Genomic DNA, 17,329 nt, shown 5'->3' with positions numbered 1-17,329 from the left:
GTACTCAATATATAATGCAGCACAAGGTGCGATGCAGGTAGAGTATCTCCGTGCCGGGCGACAACGGTGCACGCGCCGACTTGTCGAACGTGCGGCGCGAAGGCGACCGCCGTGACGACCGATCCCATCCTCGAAGGAGACCGATGACCGAAGATGCCGAAGAGAGAACTGTCAGCCGTGCGCAGAGGATGTTCGGCACTCTCGCGCCGAAGCTGGCATCGTTGACAGACGATGTGCTGTTCGGTGACGTCTGGGAGCGACCTGGGTTGTCCCCACGCGACCGCAGTCTGATAACCGTGGCTGCGCTGGTCGCGCTCTGCCGGGAAAACCAACTGCCGGGGCATTTTTCGCGGGCATTGGACAACGGCGTACAACAAGATGAACTCGTCGAAATCATCACCCATCTCGCGTTCTACGCAGGATGGCCCAATGCCGTGACGGCGATAGCGACGCTCGAGACCGTCCTGGAACAAGAGAATGATGCAGAGATCCCGACGAGCTGACCTAGGTCTGCGCAGCAGGAAGGGAACCACTATGACCGAACACAACGGCAGGACGAGTGAACCGATCCTCGATCCCGACCTCGAGATCGTCGACTCGCACCACCACCTCTTCGACCGCCCGACCGGTCGCTACATGTTCGAGGACTATCTGGCGGATGCCTCGGCGGGGCACAACATCGTTGCCTCGGTGTACGTCGAAACCCAGGCGATGGCACGCACCTACGGTCCGGCGCAGTTGCGCGCGATTGGTGAGGTCGAGTTCGCCAACGGCGTGGCCGCGATGAGTGACAGCGGCGGTTACGGACCCTGCCGGGTCTCGGCCGCGATTGTGGGCTACGCAGACCTCACCGTCGGCGAGCCCGCGGGAGAGTTCCTCGATCTCGCGCTCTCGACCGCACCCGACCGCTTCCGTGGGGTCCGACAGATACTGATCGAACACCCGTCGGAGGCGCCGTATCGGTACATCACACACCGTCCCCCGAGTGGACTCATCCGCCGCCCGGGACTCGTGTCAGGACTGCGCGAGCTCGGGAAACGAGAACTCACTTTCGACGCCGCCGTCCTCCACCATCAGCTCCCAGAGTTGAGCAGATTGGCGGACTCCGTTCCAGAGACGACGATGATCCTGAACCATCTGGGGTTGGCGATAGCCATGGAAACGAACGCTGAGGAGAGCACCGCAATCTTTCGAAGCTGGCGAGTCTCCCTGCATGATCTTGCTCGACGTCCCAACGTCGTCTGCAAGATCGGTGGTCTAGGCCTGCCCTTCTGGGGTTTCGGCCTCGAAAGTCGGGAGACCAAGGCCGGTTCGGATGAACTGGCAGAGATCTGGCGCCCATACGTCGAAACCGCGGTGGAGGCGTTTGGTGCGGACCGCTGCATGATGGAGAGTAACTTTCCGCCGGATGCTCGATCGTGCGGATTCGTGCCCCTGTGGAATGCGCTGAAGTCCGTTACGGAAGCCTTCTCTGCCTCGGAGAGGACGGCATTGTTCAGTCGTACGGCGAGGCGTGTTTACCGAATCCCGTCCGTTGGACAGGCGGACGTGCGCGGCCCCCGCGGTCGTGGACCGGGGCCTCCGCACGCCCTGATGCTGTGACCGTTCAGGCCAACGCTGCGGCGACGGCCTCGGCCGCGGCGAATGCGGCGTTGTCCAGTTCGTCGTTCACCGGTGTCGGGCAGGACGACAGTTTCACGACGACGACGCCCCGGTCGATGTCGATGTAGATGGACTGACCGTAGATTCCCAGACACAACAGCACACGCCGATCGGGGTGGGGAATCCAGAACTGATTTCGGTACATTCCGCCCGGGAACGGCGTTCCGGTCGGCGATTGGGAATATGCCTCATACGAATCGGGCGCGCCACGTAGGGAATCGTCGATCCAGTGCAGCGGCACGACCTGTTCGGCGCCGATGCGTCCGCCGCGGCGGAGCATCTCACCGAATCGTGCAACGTCCCGGAGCGTCGCGGCGAGGCCGCCGTCCGCGAAAACGGCTCCGGCACGGTCTACCCCGGCGTCCATGTCGTCGGCGGCGAACTTCGACCACACGAGCCGCGACAGCAGCGCCGGCATGCGGTCGGCGGCGGCGCGTTCGCACACCCAGCCGAGTACATCCGTTTCGCACGATCGGTATTCGAAAGGGCCGCCGTGGGGGCGAGCCGCTTTCAGCATCGGAAGGAACTGGTAGAGCGACGGCGGTACCCAATCGTCGACGCGCGGAATCCAGCCCACGGCCTGATCGAGGTAGCGCACCTCGGCGCCCGGTTCCAGATATTCTTCGGAGAATCGGATGCCGGAACGCATGTCGAGGATGTGGCGCACAGTGGCACCCGCGTAACCGGAGTTTGCAAGCTCCGGAATGTACTCGGTGAGTGCGGCTTCCGGGTCCAGCAGACCGGCTGCGATCAAGTGTGCCGCGACGGTTCCGACGATTGATTTGCTGACCGAGAACAGCATGTGCGTCCGGCCGGGTTCGAGGTCTCCGGGGTACAGCTCGGCGCGGACACTGCCGTTGTGGAGGACCATGAATCCGTCGGTGTAGGTGCGGTCGAGTACCGAACGGAGCGTTTCGGTGCCGACGGGGAGATCGAGATCGAGCGGGTCGCCGTCGGTGAGTCGCAGTGGCGCCGATCCGGCAGCCACCTGTGCCGACGGCACGACTTGCCGCATTCGGCCGAAGGTGTACCGGTTGATCGGTGGGCTCTGCCAATCCGCAAGGCTGACAATCGTCTTGGTGTCGTCGATCATCTCGCGCCCTCGCTGCTCTCTTCGGCGGCCACGATGACCGCCTGCTCGTGGGTGAAGCTCATTTCGGGCGTCGGCCGGCGGAAACCGCGTGTGAGCCAGACGAGGTAGACGATTCCGATTGCCAACCAGGCGATTCCGGAGATCAGTGCATGTTCGCTGAGCTGGGTGATCATGTACAGCGTCACGACGGCGCCGACGAGCGGCATGACCACGAAGCGGACGGCACTCAACTGCCGTGTGGCGTAGTTTCGCAGGTAGTACACGATGACGCAGAGGTTGACTGCGCTGAAGGCCGTGAACGCGCCGAAGTTGATGAATCCCGTCGCGGTTTCGAGCGGCATGTTCATACCGAGGAAGCACATGCCGCCCGTGACGAGCACGCAGAACACGGGAGTCCGGGTACGGCCGTTGAGCTTTCCGAACAATCGGCGGGGAAGCACGCCGTCGCGGCCCATGATGAACAGTAGACGGCTCGAGCTGAGCTGGACGGCAAGGCAGGATGCCGATCCTGCGATGATTCCGGCGAGGTTGGTCCAATCGGCGAAGAACTGACCACCGACCTGCACCGACATTGCGTACGACGCGGCCTGTGCATCGTCGAAGATGTCGCCGGGGTGGACGAGCTGCATGACATAGGCCACGACGAAGAAGATGACGCCGCCGATCGAGACGATCCAGATGATGGCCCGGGGGATGTTTCGCGCGGCGTCCTTGGTCTCCTCGGCGAGTGTGGTCACCGCGTCGAAACCGAGAAACGAGTACGCCGCGATCGCCGCTGCCGCGGAGATGCCGGCGACCGTGCTGTTGGAGTTCCAGAACGGTTCGCCGTAGGAGGCGACCGGATTGCCGGCGAGGAACTTGATGCAGTACGCGAAGAAGAGCAGTACCAAGAAGGTGGAGACGGCGAGCAGCAGCCGGTTGAGACGATCGGCAAGCGCGATCCCGATGACGTTGATCGCCGTCGTCAAGCCGGCGTTGATCAACATCCACAGCCAGATCGGAACCGCCGGGAACTGTGCGTTGAGCAGGATCGACTGCGCCAGCCACGCGACCATCGGCAAGAACAGGTAGTCCAACAGGATCGCCCATCCGACCAGGAACCCGGCCGCCGAGCCGAGGTTGCGGCGGGCGTAGAAGTACGCCGAACCCGAGACCGGGTAGATGCGCGCCAGCCGTGCGTAGCTCAGTGCGGTGAGCAGCATCGCCCCTGTCGCGACCAGGAACGCCGTGGGCGCGGTGCCGGCACTGACGACTGCGATGACGCCGAAAATGATCATGACCAGGCTCGGAGCCATGTAGGACAACCCGAATGCCACTACTGACGGAAGTGTCAGTCGCGGCGTCAACTGTGGTTCGTCAGTCGCTGTCGCGACCCGCGATTCCGTCATGCGAACTCCTTGAAGTAGTGCTGTGGCGACGACCACTAAACTCTGCCGAAACGATGTTGTCAACGCTGTTGACAACTTTGTGGGTAGCGCGATGTGCAGGTGCTGTATTGCTACGGTGGATCGGTCGAGGGATCGAGGGGAGCAGAATGGCGAAGGACACCGTTCGCGCCACAACGCCGGCGCGGACGACGCGGCGTGAGCGCAAGGGGCTGCAGCAGGAAGCCGCGGTGAAGGCCGCGTTCGAACTGGCTCAGCGTGACGGCGTCGCGGGGCTGACGATGCGTCGCCTCGGTGAGGAACTGAAGGTCGATGCGACGACTCTGTACCGGCTGTTCCGTGACAAGGACGAGTTGCTGCTGGCCGTCTACGACCATGCGACCGCCGTCGAGCTCGAGGAGATCGGAGAGGTGCCCGACAGCGAGCACTGGCAGGATACGTTGCGGCGCATCGCCGATCGGATCTGGGCGACCGCGGTCCGCTCACCTGCTATCGCGGCGCTGACGTTCGCCCGCACGACGGGCGGTCCGGCAGAGCGCCGAATGGTCGAGCTGATCCTCGAGACGTTCGCGCGGTCGGGTCTGTCACGCGAAGCCACGGTCCGGTACTACCGGGCATTCGCCGACGCCACGCTCGGGCTCGCCGGGCAGGTCGCCGTACTCGCCACCCTGGACTCCGAGATCCAGGCGAAGGACGCCGCGTCGTGGACGCGCATCTACGCGCATCTTCCCGACGGCGAGTTTCCGACGGCCCGTGCCCACATCACGGAGCTGACCAGAATCGATCGTCGGACGATCTACGATCTGGTGGTCGAGGCTGTGCTGGCGGCCGCCGAGCGCGAGAGCGCCGAGTCCGCGTAGCGAATCGTGAGCGAACGCACTGATTGCAAACCCAAACCCGCTGCCTGTTCGATATGCAGGCGCTCGCTACAGCCCTACCCCGGCTTCCTCTGCCAGCGGCTCCATTTTCTGGCAGCGCCGAGTTCTCGCGGAGTCAATCCGCCCCACACGCCGTGTTGTTCGCCGAAATGGATGGCGTACTGACGGCATTCATTGATCACCGGGCACCGTCGGCAAATATTCTTCGCGATGCGCTCACTCTGAAGCTGGGAATTCTTGCCGTCCTCGTCGAGGTAGAACACGGTGATATCCATGCCACGGCACCGCGCGCGCAGCCGCCATTCCTCAGGGGCGACATCGCCATCCGGTGCGGCGTGCGATGTTCTCACAGAACACGCTCCGATCGTTCGACGAGGTATGTCGTGCCGATGCCGACACTGAAAACATAATATATTGAACGACGAGAAGGGGCAACCGGCCCGAAGCATCGCCGGCCGGAGGACAGACGTTTGTGCCCAGCACTACTGACGGTTGCCAGAAGTGCTGGGCACAATGCGGAATGCGTAGCGGATGGCCGGCGGGTCAGCGCGTGACGCGGAGGAGTTCGCGATCACGCGCCGGGTCGGCGAGAATCAGTGCGACGATCGCGACGACGGCACCCACGATGCCCAGACACTGGAACGCCGCCTGGTACCCGTCGATCTTGCTAGCCGAGGCGTCGACGACGATCCCCATCGACCACGGCCCGATGATCCCGCCGATGGCCTGTAACGCGAAGAAGGCGCCGATGACACCGGCTGTCTGGCGCGGCGGGCACGTCGCGATCACCGCGGCATTGAGCAGCGGGAATATCGCGACAACCAGCCCGTACGCCACCGAGACTGCGCAGACCGCGAGAAGCGGAGACCCCAGGGCCGGCAGGCTCACCAGCAGCACCCCGGCGACGATGACGCCGACGCACGGCACGACCACGCGGACCAGGCGGATGGACAGGCCGCGGCTGATCCCGCGATCGCTCAGCCAGGATCCGCCGATGAGCGTCGCGAGCCCGACGAAGCTCGGTGCCGCGAACAAAGTGCCCGACTCGAGGCGGGAGTATCCCAATCCCTGCTCGAAGTACGAAGGCAGCCAGGTGAGCACGACGGTCATGAGCGCGTAGGCGCTCATCGCGACGAGTACGGCGGACACGAAGGTCCTCGAGGTGAGCAGACGCCGCCAGCGGACTGCCGGCTCGCTGTCGGTGGCGTCGTCCGCGGACGTGTGCTTGCCGCCCACGGTGTACGGGCCGGGACGCCAGGTCAGCAGCCACGGGATGCACCACAGTGTGGTCGCGAATGCGAGCACGATGATGGCTGCTCGCCACCCGTACTCGGCCACCACGAGCGCGAGGATCGGAACGACGGCCATCTTGGCCAGCATGCTTCCGCTGATGATGAGCGCGCTCGGCAGACCTCGCTTCGCGGGCGCATGCCACGAGTAGGCGGCCGTGTGCAGCAGCGCGGATGTCGGCCCCTCGGTGAGCCCGAGGAGCATCCGGCTCGCGAGCAGGACTGCGAACGTCGACCACACGACGAGCGGCAGCATGACGACGCCCCACAGCACGGCGATGATCGCGATGGACCACCGGAGCGCGAGAACCTTGTTGATCGGTCCCGCGAAGAAGCCGCCGAAGCTGAAGGCGAGGAAGAACATGCTGCCGGTGAAGCCGATCTGTGACGCACTGAGCCCGAGATCCTCGCTGAGCGGCTGGGCGATGAGGCCGAACACCGCCTTGTCGGACGCGTTCATGAGGTACAGCACCACGAGCATTCCCGTGATACCCCATGCGGTCACTTTGCGAGGTTCTGTTGTCGGTTCGGACCGCGGGACTTGCGTGGGCACAGGGTTGGTCATGAGGTTTTCTTCAGTGTTGTTCACGTAAGGGTGCCCTTCGTTCTGGTCGTCGAGATCACTCCGTCAACGCTGTGTGTTATACATCATATACTATTCACCTGAAACGCGAGTTGTGCAATACATCGGGCACTAAATATCGAGACCTTGCATGCATAATATATTTAATCTAGGGTGAGGCTACGAACTGCAGCGACCGACGGTCGTACTCGTCGTCGCTCGAGAGAAAGGACGTCACATGCCGGGTCTGTACTTCGAGGAATTCGCACCGGGAATGGTTATCGATCACGAGGTGCGCCGCACCGTGACCGAAACCGACAACGTCTTGTTCAGCACGATGACGTTGAACATGGCGCCGCTCCACCTGGATGCGGAGTACAGCAAGGACTCCATCCACGGGCAGCGTCTGGTGAACAGCCTGTTCCTCCTCGGCCTCGTTGCCGGTATCTCGATGCACGACACCACGTACGGGACCACCCTCGGCAACCTCGGCTTCGACTCGATCAAGTTCCCGAAGCCGGTGTTCCACGGTGACACCATCCACGTGCGCACCGAGATCGTGTCGGCCCGGGAGTCGAAGAGCCGCAACGACTCCGGCATCGTCACCTTCCGTCACTACGGCATCAACCAGCGTGACGAGATCGTGTGCGACGCCACCCGCGTCGGCCTGATGCTCAAGAAGTCGGCCTGATCGCTCACCCCGACCCGACGACCGACAGTCCCAGACGAGGAGAACACGGAAATGGGCATCAGTAGCCAGCCCGAGGAGATGGCCTGGGTTCCCGGCCCCGCGGTGCGCGAGCGCGCGAGGCTGCTCGCGGCGATGAAGAGCTGGGGCTTCGGCGACGACGCCGCCGCCGTCGCCGAGCTGGGTCGTCGCGCCGTCGCCGATCCCGAGTGGTTCTGGCGCGAGGCGCTCGCCGACCTCGACGTCGAGTTCTCGGTGCCGTTCGACCGTGTTCTCGACGAGTCCGAGGGCAAGGAATTCCCGAGATGGTTCCCCGGTGGCCGGATCAACGTCGCGGAACTGGCAGCCCTCCGGCACGCACGCGGTGCCCTCGCCGGCAAGACCGCGGTGGTCTACGAGGGCGACGGGGGACAGCGGCGCACGCTGACCTTCGCGGAACTCGCGGCGGAGGTGAGCCGATTCGCGGCGCACCTCGCGGGCCTGGGAGTCCGTAGGGGCGATCGTGTGGTGTTGTTCATGCCGGTCGTGCCCGAGGCCGCCGTGGCCTTTCTCGCGATCGCGATGATCGGCGCGGTCGCGGTGCCCACGTTCAGTGGATATGCGCCCGACGCCCTGGCCACGCGTCTGCAGGATTCGGACGCCGTCCTCCTGGTGACCGCCGACGGCACGACGCGCCGCGACAAGGTCGTCGAGATGAAGGCGACCGCAGATGCCGCACTCGCCCAGGCGCCGACGGTGCGCTCCGTCGTGGTGATCCGGCACCTGGGAACCGACGTGCCGATGCAGGAAGGCCGTGACGTCTACTACGACGAACTGGCGGCCGATCCGGAGCCGGTGCCGACCGCGAAGACCGAGTCGAACGATCCGCTGGCCATCGTCTACACGTCCGGAACGACGGGCAGGCCGAAGGGAATCGTGCACTCGCACGGCGGTTTCGCGGCCAAGACAGCGGTCGACTTCGCCTACGGCTTCGACGTGCACGCCGACGACGTGGTCTCCTGGATCACCGACCTCGGTTGGCTGGTGGGCCCGATGCTCATGACCGGTCCGCTGCAGCTCGGTGCGACCATCGTGATGATCGAGGGCCTGCCCACCCACCCCACACCGAATCGTATGTGGGAGATCGTGAACCGCAACGGCGTCACCGTGCAGGGCATCGCACCGACGGCGGCACGCGCACTCAAGGCGGCGGGCGACGGCAGCGCTCCGGCGATGCCGACCCTGAAGACGTTCGTCTCCACCGGCGAGGCCTGGGACGAGCCGACCTGGTTCTGGCTGTTCGACGAGGTCGGCGGGCGAGAGCGCGCGATCGTCAACTACAGCGGCGGCACCGAGGTCGGTGGCGGGATCCTCGTCGGCTACCCGTTCCTCCCCGCCGCGCCGGCGGCGTTCACCGGGCCACTGCCCGGCGTCGATGCGGCCGTCCTCGACGACGACGGTAAGCCCGTCGTCGGCCAGATCGGCGAACTCGCGGTGCTCAACACGTTCCCCGGGATGACGCACGCCTTCTGGCAGGACCGGGACCGCTACCTGGACACCTATTGGAGTCGCTGGGACGGCGTCTGGGTGCACGGCGACCTCGCGAGCGTCGACTCTGCCGGCATGTGGCGGATCCACGGCCGCTCGGACGACACGATCAAGCTCTCCGGGCGCCGCGTGGGGCCGGCTGAGATCGAGGCCGCCCTGCTGCGTGACAACCGGATCACGGAGGTCGCGGTGATCGGCGTGCCGGACGAGATGCGCGGTCAGCGCGCGGTGGCATTCGCGGTCCTGCGCGCCGACGGTGTCGACAACGACGACCTGCAGGCGACGGCATTGGCTAACGCGGGCAAATCCTTTGCGCCCGAGGTCTATACGGTGCCGACGCTGCCGAAGACGAAGAACGGAAAGATCATGCGCCGCGCCATCCGGTCGCGGTTCATCGGTGCCCCGATCGGCGACATGTCGTCGCTCGACCCGGCGACGCCGCTCGAGGACATTCCCGTGTACGCGGGCGAAGACTAGGAGTACTGAGATGGCAGATTTCGACACCGAAAGCAACATCGAGATCGTCCGCAAGGCGACTCGCGAGCTGGCGCGGAAGTTCGACAACAACTACTGGCTCGACAAGGACAACAAGCACGAATACCCCTGGGATTTCATCAAGGCCTTCGCGGACGGGGGCTGGCTCGGCGCGATGATCCCGGAGGAGTACGGCGGGATCGGTCTGGGCCTGCAGGAGGCTGCCGTGATGATGGGCGAGATCGCGTCGTCCGGCGGCGGCATGAGCGGTGGCTCGGCGATCCACTTCTACGTCTTCCCGCCGGCGCCGATCGTCCGGTACGGCTCGGAGGAGATGAAGAAGAAGTATCTCCCCAAGCTGGCCTCGGGTGAGATGCTCACCGCGTTCGGCATCACCGAGCCGACCGCCGGTGTCGACACGTCCCGCATCAAGACGAAGGCGACCAAGGTCGACGGCGGCTGGGTCATCAACGGCCAGAAGGTGTTCATCACCAACGCCCAGAACGCGCACCGCATCCTGCTGCTGGCCCGCACGGCGCCGCGGCGCGACGACAAGCCGCTGCACGGGATGACCATCTTCTTCGCCGAACTCGACCCCAAGCACGTCACGATCCGCGAGATCGACAAGCTCGGGCGCGCGGCCATCGACACCAACGAACTGTTCATCGACAACCTGTTCGTGGCCGACGAGGACGTGGTCGGCGAGGTCGACAAGGGCTTCTACTACATCATCGACGGACTCAACCCCGAACGCATCGTCGTCGCGATGGAGGGCATCGGCCTCGGCCGCGCGGCCCTCGAGATCGGCACCGAGTACGCGAAGAACCGGGTGGTGTTCGATCGCCCGATCGGCCAGAACCAGGCCGTCGCCCATCCGCTCGCGGACTCGTGGATCCGCCTCGAGGCGGCCGAGCGCATGGCGATGCACGCCGCGAAACTCTTCGACGACAAGCAGGAGTGCGGGCACGAGGCCGCGGCAGCGAAGTACCTCGGCGCCGAGGCCGGCTTCGAAGCGTGCGACCGCGTGTTCTCGACACTGGGCGGCTACGCGTACGCCAAGGAGTACCACATCGAGCGGCTGTGGCGGGAGGTGCGCCTCCTGCGCAACGCGCCGTTCTCGCAGGAGATGGTGCGCAACTACGTCTCGCAGCAGGTGCTCGGCCTGCCGCGGTCGTACTGAGCCCCACCGACGAAGGAGTGTGACGATGACCGGTCCGCTGGCTGGAGTCCGGGCACTGGTGCTCGCGGGAATGGGCCCGGTGCCGTACGTCTCGATGCTGCTCGCCGACATGGGAGCCGACGTGGTGCGGGTGGTGCGGCCACCGAACCGGTCGGCCCGCGCCCTCAGCCAGACGGACGGTCTGACCGAGGAAGTCGACGTGGTCAACCGGGGCGTCGACGCGGTGGCCGTCGACCTCAAGGACCCGGACGGACGCGAGAGTGTGCTGCGCCTGGCCGAAGCCGCGGACGTCTTCATCGAGGGATACCGGCCCGGCGTGACCGAACGGCTCGGGCTCGGACCGGACGAGGTGATGGCACGCAACGAGCGCCTCGTCTACGTCCGGCTGACCGGCTACGGACAGACGGGGCCGCGTTCGCGGGACGCCGGACACGACATCAACTACGTGGCGCAGTCCGGCGCGTTGCACGCCATGGCACGGTCCGACAGTGCGCCGCGCCCGCCGATCAACCTGCTCGGTGACTACGCGGCAGGCGGCGCCATGGGCGCGTACGGCATTGCGTGCGCCCTGGTCTCCGCCGCCCGCACGGGGCGGGGGCAGGTGATCGACGCGGCGATGGTCGACGGTGTCGCGGCCCTCACCGCCAAGCTCCAGGGCCTGCGCGCCGCGGGCCTCTACTCGGACGATCCGGGGACGAACTTCCTCGACTCCGGAGCACCGTTCTACGACACCTATCGGTGCGCGGAAGGCGGCTACATCGCCGTCGGCGCGCTCGAACCCGACTTCTACCGGGAGTTCACCTCGCGACTCGGCGTCGATACCGCCGACTGGCCCGACCAGAACGATCGCGCCGCGTGGCCGCATTTGCGGAAGCTCATCGGCGACGCGGTCGAGTGCCGCACCCGTGACGAATGGGAGAAGGTGTTCGCGGGTACCGATGCCTGCGTCACCCCGGTGCTCACGTTCGACGAGGCCGCGGTGGATCCCCACAACACCCAGCGCGGCGTGTACCGGACCGTCGGCGGTGTCCTGCATCCGATGCCCGCGCCGCGTTTCAGCGGCACACCCGCTCGCGAACCCGAGACACCGCGGGTGGGCACGGTCGCCACCGCGGACGTCGCGTCGCGGTGGGGCCTCGGCGACTGACCGAATCGCCGGCACACCGATCGACCCGAGAATTTCCCAGGAAGGAAGCACCAGTGACCAGCTACGAGGACTTCACGTCCGTGAAGGTAGATCGCCCGGAAGAAGGCATTCTCCGCATCATGCTGGACGGGCCGAACCTCAACGCGGTGGGCCCGGACGCGCACCGCGAGCTGGCCGACATCTGGCCGGTGATCGGTCTCGACCAGTCGGTACGCGCCGTGATCATTCGCGGCGCCGGTGAGCGGGCCTTCTCGGCGGGCGGCAGCTTCGATCTCGTCGAGGCCATGATCGGCGACTACTCGTCGCGGACGCGAGTGATGCGTGAGGCACGCGACCTGGTGCGCAACATCATCGAGGTCCCGCAGCCGATCATCTCCGCGATCAACGGACCGGCCGCCGGTGCCGGCCTCGTGGCCGCGCTGCTCGCCGACATCTCCGTCGCGGGCCGTCGCACCAAGATCGTCGACGGCCACGTCCGGCTGGGTGTCGCCGCCGGGGACCATGCGGCCATCTGCTGGCCGTTGCTGACGAGCATGGCGAAGGCCAAGTACCACCTGCTCACCAACGAGGTGCTCACCGGTGAGGAGGCGGAGCGGATCGGCATGGTGTCGCTGTGCGTCGACGACGACCAGGTGCAGGACCGGGCGATGGAGATCGCGCGGAAGCTGGCCGCCGGCTCCCGGGCCGGTATCCAGGGCACCAAGATGGCCCTCAACGGCTGGTACCGGCAGGCCATGCCGATCTTCGACGCGTCACTGGGGTTGGAGTTCTACGGCTTCGGTGGTCCCGACGTGGTCGAGGGCGTGTCCTCGCATCGCGAGAAGCGGGAGCCGAAGTTCTCGTGACCGGAACCGAACAGGAAACGCAGGGGCCGCTCGCCGGCATCACCGTGGTCGGACTGGAGCAGGCCATCTCGGCGCCTCTCTGCACGCGCCACCTCGCCGACCTCGGGGCACGCGTGATCAAGGTGGAGGCCCCGGGCTACGGCGACTCGACGCGCGCGTACGACTCCGTGGTCGGCGGGATGTCCGCACACTTCACGTGGTTGAACCACGGCAAGGAGTCGGCGGCGCTGGACCTCAAGTCCGCAGCCGACATGGGGATCTTCCGGAACATTCTCGCCACCGCCGACGTCGTGGTCAGCAACCTCGCGCCCGGCGCGCTCGACCGGCTGGGGATCGGCACCCGGGACCTCTCGCGTGACTTCCCGCGCCTGATCGTGGTCGACATCTCCGGCTACGGGAAGGGCGGTCCCCTCGACCACAAGAGGGCGTACGACCTGCTCATCCAGGCGGAGGGCGGGTCCTGCAGCATCACCGGCACACCGGGGCATCCGGCCAAGCCGGGCATACCGGTGGCCGACGTCGGCACCGCGCTGTACGCGTACTCGGCGGTGCTGGCGGCGCTCTACGACCGGGAGCGGACCGGACGCGGAGCGGTCATCCCGATCGCCATGCTCGACACCGTCGCCGAGATGATGGGGTTCGCCCTCAATCAGGTGATCCACGCCGGCACCGAGCCGGTGCCGGTCGGCATGGGCTCACCGATGATCGCGCCCTATGGCGCGTACCCCACCTCCGACGGGCAGACCGCGGTGCTCGGGACCACCAACGACCGGGAGTGGCGACGCCTCGCCGAGATGATCGGCCGGCCGGAGCTCGTCGACGAACCGCCCTACGCGCACAATGACAATCGCGTCGAGGCGCGTGACGAACTGGACGCGGTCGTGGGGGCGTGGTGCGCGGAGCACACGCTGGCGGAGATCCAGAAGACGGCGGACGCCGCGGGGATCGGCAACGCCCGGCTCAACAGCGTGCGTGACCTGGCCGAGCACCCGCAGCTGGTCGAGCGGGGACGGTGGCGTGAGGTGGGTACCCCGTCGGGCCCGGTGCCGGCGCTGCTGCCGCCCGCGGTGGCCGACGGGTGGCCGGTGCGCAGCGGCGCGGTGCCCGCCCTCGGCGCGCACACCGACGCCATCCGGGCCGAATTCGAGTAGGAAGAGGGATCGCACCATGGCTGTTCCCCATTCGGCGCGGCACTGGAGCGCGGTCGAGTCGCTTGCGCCCGGCGACGCTGCGGATCTGCAGAATCGTCGGCTGCGCGAGCAACTCGACTATCTGGCCGCCCGCAGCGACTTCTACAAGGCGAAGTTCGCCGCGCATTCCGTCGACGTCGCCCGTGTGCGCACGGTGGAGGACCTCGCGGGCCTGCCGTTCACCGAGAAGCAGGAACTGCGGGACAGTCTGGCGGCCACGCCGCCGCTGGGAAACCATGTCGCGGCCGATGCCGTCGACATCGTGCAGATCCAGGCGTCGTCGGGCACCACCGGCAGCCCGTCCTACGTCGGGTTGACGCGGCGCGACATCGACGTCTGGTGCGAACTCGGAGCGCGGGCCCTGTACGCCAACGGTTTTCGACCCGGCGACCGGTTGCTGCACGGCTTCGGGATGAGCAAGGGTTTCGTCGGCGGGATCCCCGTCGTGCAGATGGCGCAGTACATGGGCATCGTCGACATTCCGATCGGCGCGGAGGCGGGCGCCGAGCGACTCCTGCGTGTGCAGGCGGACCAGCGGCCCGACGCGCTGATCGGCACGCCGAACTTCCTGGCGTATCTGGCCGAGCAGGCACCGTCGATCCTCGGCCTGCAGGCCCGCGATCTGGGCGTGCGCGCGATCAGCGTGGGCGGCGAGCCCGGTGGCGGCCTGCCCGCGGTACGCGGCAAGCTCGAGTCGTTGTGGGGCGCCACGTCGCGGGAGATGCTCGGCGGCACCGACATCGCCTGCATCTACTGGGGCGAGTGCGAGGCGGGTGACGGGATGCACTTCCTCTCCCCGGACCTGATGGTGGCCGAGCTGATCGATCCGGAGACCGACGAAATCGTCGCGCCCGTGGCGGGCGCGCGGGGAGAGTTGGTGTACACGGCGCTGCGCCGGCAGGCGTCGCCGCTGCTGCGGTTCCGCACCCGCGACCACGTGGTGGTCACCGGCACCGACTGCGCATGTGGCCGCACCGGGTACAAGGTGCGGTGCGTCGGCCGGACCGACGACATGCTGATCGTGCGCGGCATCAACCTCTTTCCTTCCGCGGTCAAGCAATTGGTGTCGGAGCTGGCGCCGGCCACCACCGGCGAGATGCGTATCCGCGTCGACTTCGAGGGGCACTCGACCCAGAAGCCGCTCATGCTGGTCGTGGAGTATTCCGACGGAGTCGGTACCGAGCAGCAGGACGAGCTGCGGTCGTCGATCGAGCAGCGGGTCCGGTCGGCGCTGGGCGTCAAGGCGATCGTCGAGCTCGTGCCCGACCGCACCCTCGCGCGACCGGACCACGTCAAGGTGAATCTCGTCGAACGGGTGTCGTGACGGAGGTCGTGGCGCTGCGCGTCAGTGCACCGCCGCGAACATGAGGCTCTCCTCGTCGGCTTCCTCCGGCGAGAACTCGGCTGCGATGCTGCCCGCGCGTGCGACCAGGACCCGATCGGACAGTGCCTGGATCTCGGGCAGGTAGGACGAGATGACCACCACCGCGACTCCGTCGTCGGCGAGAGCGCGGATCATCGCGTGAATTTCCGGAATCGTGCCCAGATCCACACCGCGGGTGGGCTCGTCGATGATGGCGACCAGCGGCTTGCGGGTCAGTCCCTTGGCGAGTACGACCTTCTGCTGATTTCCACCGCTCAACTCCTCGAGGGTGGCCTTGCCGGGCGCGAGGGTGCGGACCTCGAACTGGTCGACGAACCTCTGCGCCAACGTCTTCCGGGCACGCGGGTCAGTGATTTCCCAGGACTTGGGCCCGAGATCCCACAGTCCGGCGTTGGCGATGACCGCGTCGAGCCCGGTCTGATCACGGACATCGGCTCCTTCCTTCGCTGCAGTCACCGCGTGCGCTCGCCCACCGGAATGGACAGACCGCTCGTCGCTCCGGGGATCGTCACCGAATCGACCATTCGCTGTGACCGCGATCGACAGCGTGCCGGTATTGGTGGGCACGGGCTGCCCGACGGGAGTCAAGCGACCATTCGATTCGCGCAACACCCCGATGTTCGACGAACCTGTGCCACCGACCAGGAGGTAGCTCGGTCCCGCCGCATCATTCGTCGGGGCCGCGCCTGCCGAGGGAGCGGCAACAGCGCCGACGGACACAGTCGCAGCAAGGCTGATCGCCATTACGGTCGTACGTATTCGCGCTCGCCGCATCCGCTGAGTCGACCGTATTCGTTTGGTCGCCGATGGGTTCCGAGTCGTCAATGCAACCTCCGTGGTTCTTGATTCGGCGAGTTCGCCATGCTGAACGTCGGCCGGGGAGCCGGGGTGAAGGTGTCCAATTATCTGGACACTCCGTTGCACGGGCGCCGGTCGACGCCGACGGCAAGTCGACGATTGTCGTGGACGAGACCACCGGCACTCGGGTCGCACTGCCTGCCTTCTCCGTGAACGACGTGTGGAGGGTCGATGCACTCCCCGCCGTCTTCACCGACGGTGACACCCTCGAGCCCGAGGTGGAACTCGCGCCGCCCGCCAGTGGGCTCGTCGTCCGCCTGGCGACATTTCCACCCGACAGCGAAATCGATCCGGCTGTCTACGCGGCGTCGATCGGAAACCTGCACGGCGAGGACGCCAAGGCGGACAGCGACGAGATCGTCGGATTGCATGCCACCGAGACCGTCGATATCGCGACGATCATCGACGGTGAGATCTATGCGATCTACGAGACGGGTGAGACCCTGCTCAGGCCGGGTGACACGGTGATCAACCGGGGCAACAAGCACGCGTGGAGCAACCGAACGGACAAGCCGGTGACGATGGTCGCGGTGATGGTCGCAGGCACGAAGGGCTGACTCTGCTCAGCGTGACGGGAGAGCCCGTTCGAGGAAGCCTTCGAGGTGCAGGGCGAACGCCTCGTTGTCGTCGCCGGCGATCATGTGCCCCGCGTCCACTTCGACGGCCTCGGAATTCGGCACCAGGGCGAGCATCTCGTCGACCGCCTCCCGCGAGACGATCTCCGACCTCGTTCCGTGAACTATCAAGGTGGGAACCGTGATCCGGGCGGCCAGGGCGGCGAGCCGCCGCTCGTCGGAATTGCCGCGGTTGTCCGCGTAGCCGACGAAGGCCGGATCCCAGTGCCAGTACCAGCGACCGTCACCTCTGAGAGCGCATCTGAAAACTCGGGCTGATCGGCGTGTGACTGGTGAGGAATGGGTGAACTCCTGGTAGGTCAGTAGGTGCTTACGCCACGACCCGACCAGGAGTTCACTTGCCATCATCGCTCATCGCACTGTGTCCGTCATGCCCTACCCCGGATCAGGGGTTCGGGCATCGGTGCGCGGTGTACTCGTCATCCTCGGTGACCGACGCTCAATGGGCGATTCTCGAACCACTGCTTCCTCCACCCGGAAACACCACGGGCAGTGGTGGTCGTCCCGAAAAGCACTGCCGCCGTCTGGTACT

18 protein-coding genes are annotated in these 17,329 nt (G+C 66.2%); 12 read left to right on the top strand and 6 right to left on the bottom strand.

The features are described from left to right. Window positions 1-143 precede the first annotated feature (143 nt). Window positions 144-503, top strand: a complete 360-nt coding sequence (locus tag AZG88_RS05120; RefSeq protein ID WP_061697100.1) for a carboxymuconolactone decarboxylase family protein — start codon at window positions 144-146, stop codon at window positions 501-503. Between the two features lie 31 nt (window positions 504-534). Beyond that, window positions 535-1,602, top strand: coding sequence for an amidohydrolase family protein (locus tag AZG88_RS05115; RefSeq protein WP_063819606.1), 1,068 nt, complete (start codon window positions 535-537; stop codon window positions 1,600-1,602). A gap of 4 nt (window positions 1,603-1,606) precedes the next feature. Here the strand turns inward: AZG88_RS05115 and AZG88_RS05110 are convergent, their stop codons facing one another. After that, window positions 1,607-2,755 carry a serine hydrolase domain-containing protein gene (locus AZG88_RS05110; protein ID WP_061043307.1) on the bottom strand — a complete coding sequence of 383 codons (1,149 nt, stop codon included), beginning with the start codon at window positions 2,753-2,755 and terminating at the stop codon, window positions 1,607-1,609. Further along, a complete protein-coding gene (locus tag AZG88_RS05105; protein WP_061043306.1) occupies window positions 2,752-4,143 on the bottom strand; it encodes an APC family permease in 1,392 nt (463 codons plus the stop codon). Before AZG88_RS05105 ends, AZG88_RS05110 begins: the two co-directional genes overlap by 4 nt. Window positions 4,144-4,289: 146 nt before the next feature. Here AZG88_RS05105 and AZG88_RS05100 point away from each other — a divergent pair, with 146 nt between their 5' ends. Then, on the top strand, window positions 4,290-5,000 hold the full coding sequence (locus AZG88_RS05100; protein WP_061043305.1) for a TetR/AcrR family transcriptional regulator: 711 nt from the start codon (window positions 4,290-4,292) through the stop codon (window positions 4,998-5,000). A gap of 74 nt (window positions 5,001-5,074) precedes the next feature. On the opposite strand, the gene AZG88_RS54935 is transcribed toward AZG88_RS05100, so the two are convergent. After that, window positions 5,075-5,467, bottom strand: a complete 393-nt coding sequence (locus AZG88_RS54935) for a WhiB family transcriptional regulator (RefSeq protein ID WP_269455027.1) — start codon at window positions 5,465-5,467, stop codon at window positions 5,075-5,077. Between the two features lie 94 nt (window positions 5,468-5,561). Next, window positions 5,562-6,812, bottom strand: coding sequence for an MFS transporter (locus tag AZG88_RS05090; protein ID WP_231913827.1), 1,251 nt, complete (start codon window positions 6,810-6,812; stop codon window positions 5,562-5,564). Between the two features lie 295 nt (window positions 6,813-7,107). On the opposite strand from AZG88_RS05090, the gene AZG88_RS05085 reads away from it, so the two are divergent. The 7 genes from AZG88_RS05085 to AZG88_RS05055 are packed head-to-tail and all read left to right on the top strand — an operon-like array spanning window position 7,108 to window position 15,244. Continuing rightward, a complete protein-coding gene (locus AZG88_RS05085; protein ID WP_061043303.1) occupies window positions 7,108-7,560 on the top strand; it encodes a MaoC family dehydratase in 453 nt (150 codons plus the stop codon). A 51-nt stretch (window positions 7,561-7,611) separates the two neighbouring features. Then, a complete protein-coding gene (locus AZG88_RS05080; RefSeq protein ID WP_061043302.1) occupies window positions 7,612-9,561 on the top strand; it encodes an AMP-binding protein in 1,950 nt (649 codons plus the stop codon). Window positions 9,562-9,571: 10 nt separating this feature from the next. Next, window positions 9,572-10,738: an acyl-CoA dehydrogenase family protein gene (locus AZG88_RS05075; RefSeq protein ID WP_005250148.1), complete on the top strand. Its 1,167-nt coding sequence runs from the start codon at window positions 9,572-9,574 to the stop codon at window positions 10,736-10,738. Window positions 10,739-10,763: 25 nt separating this feature from the next. Next, on the top strand, window positions 10,764-11,885 hold the full coding sequence (locus AZG88_RS05070) for a CaiB/BaiF CoA transferase family protein (protein ID WP_009475372.1): 1,122 nt from the start codon (window positions 10,764-10,766) through the stop codon (window positions 11,883-11,885). Window positions 11,886-11,938: 53 nt separating this feature from the next. After that, window positions 11,939-12,730, top strand: coding sequence for an enoyl-CoA hydratase/isomerase family protein (locus tag AZG88_RS05065; protein ID WP_061043301.1), 792 nt, complete (start codon window positions 11,939-11,941; stop codon window positions 12,728-12,730). Then, window positions 12,727-13,881, top strand: coding sequence for a CaiB/BaiF CoA transferase family protein (locus AZG88_RS05060; protein ID WP_061043300.1), 1,155 nt, complete (start codon window positions 12,727-12,729; stop codon window positions 13,879-13,881). Before AZG88_RS05065 ends, AZG88_RS05060 begins: the two co-directional genes overlap by 4 nt. 16 nt (window positions 13,882-13,897) lie before the next feature. Next, on the top strand, window positions 13,898-15,244 hold the full coding sequence (locus AZG88_RS05055; protein ID WP_061043299.1) for a phenylacetate--CoA ligase family protein: 1,347 nt from the start codon (window positions 13,898-13,900) through the stop codon (window positions 15,242-15,244). A 21-nt stretch (window positions 15,245-15,265) separates the two neighbouring features. Here the strand turns inward: AZG88_RS05055 and AZG88_RS49555 are convergent, their stop codons facing one another. Next, window positions 15,266-15,760 carry an ATP-binding cassette domain-containing protein gene (locus tag AZG88_RS49555; RefSeq protein WP_231913826.1) on the bottom strand — a complete coding sequence of 165 codons (495 nt, stop codon included), beginning with the start codon at window positions 15,758-15,760 and terminating at the stop codon, window positions 15,266-15,268. Window positions 15,761-16,266: 506 nt separating this feature from the next. Between AZG88_RS49555 and AZG88_RS05045 the strand changes: the two genes are divergently transcribed. After that, window positions 16,267-16,719, top strand: a complete 453-nt coding sequence (locus AZG88_RS05045; RefSeq protein ID WP_005250154.1) for a cupin domain-containing protein — start codon at window positions 16,267-16,269, stop codon at window positions 16,717-16,719. Window positions 16,720-16,725: 6 nt separating this feature from the next. Here AZG88_RS05045 and AZG88_RS05040 read toward each other — a convergent pair whose 3' ends face one another. Then, the gene (locus AZG88_RS05040; RefSeq protein WP_231913825.1) at window positions 16,726-17,142 is read right to left on the bottom strand and encodes an alpha/beta fold hydrolase; all 417 of its coding nucleotides are present in this window, start codon (window positions 17,140-17,142) and stop codon (window positions 16,726-16,728) included. Window positions 17,143-17,207: 65 nt separating this feature from the next. On the opposite strand from AZG88_RS05040, the gene AZG88_RS55465 reads away from it, so the two are divergent. Continuing rightward, the coding region (locus tag AZG88_RS55465) for a transposase (RefSeq protein WP_156517427.1) at window positions 17,208-17,329 on the top strand (122 nt) is incomplete at its 3' end.

The organism is Rhodococcus sp. LB1 (assembly GCF_001583455.1).
Lineage (GTDB): Bacteria > Actinomycetota > Actinomycetes > Mycobacteriales > Mycobacteriaceae > Rhodococcus_F > Rhodococcus_F opacus.
This window is presented reverse-complemented; position numbering and strand designations above follow the sequence as displayed.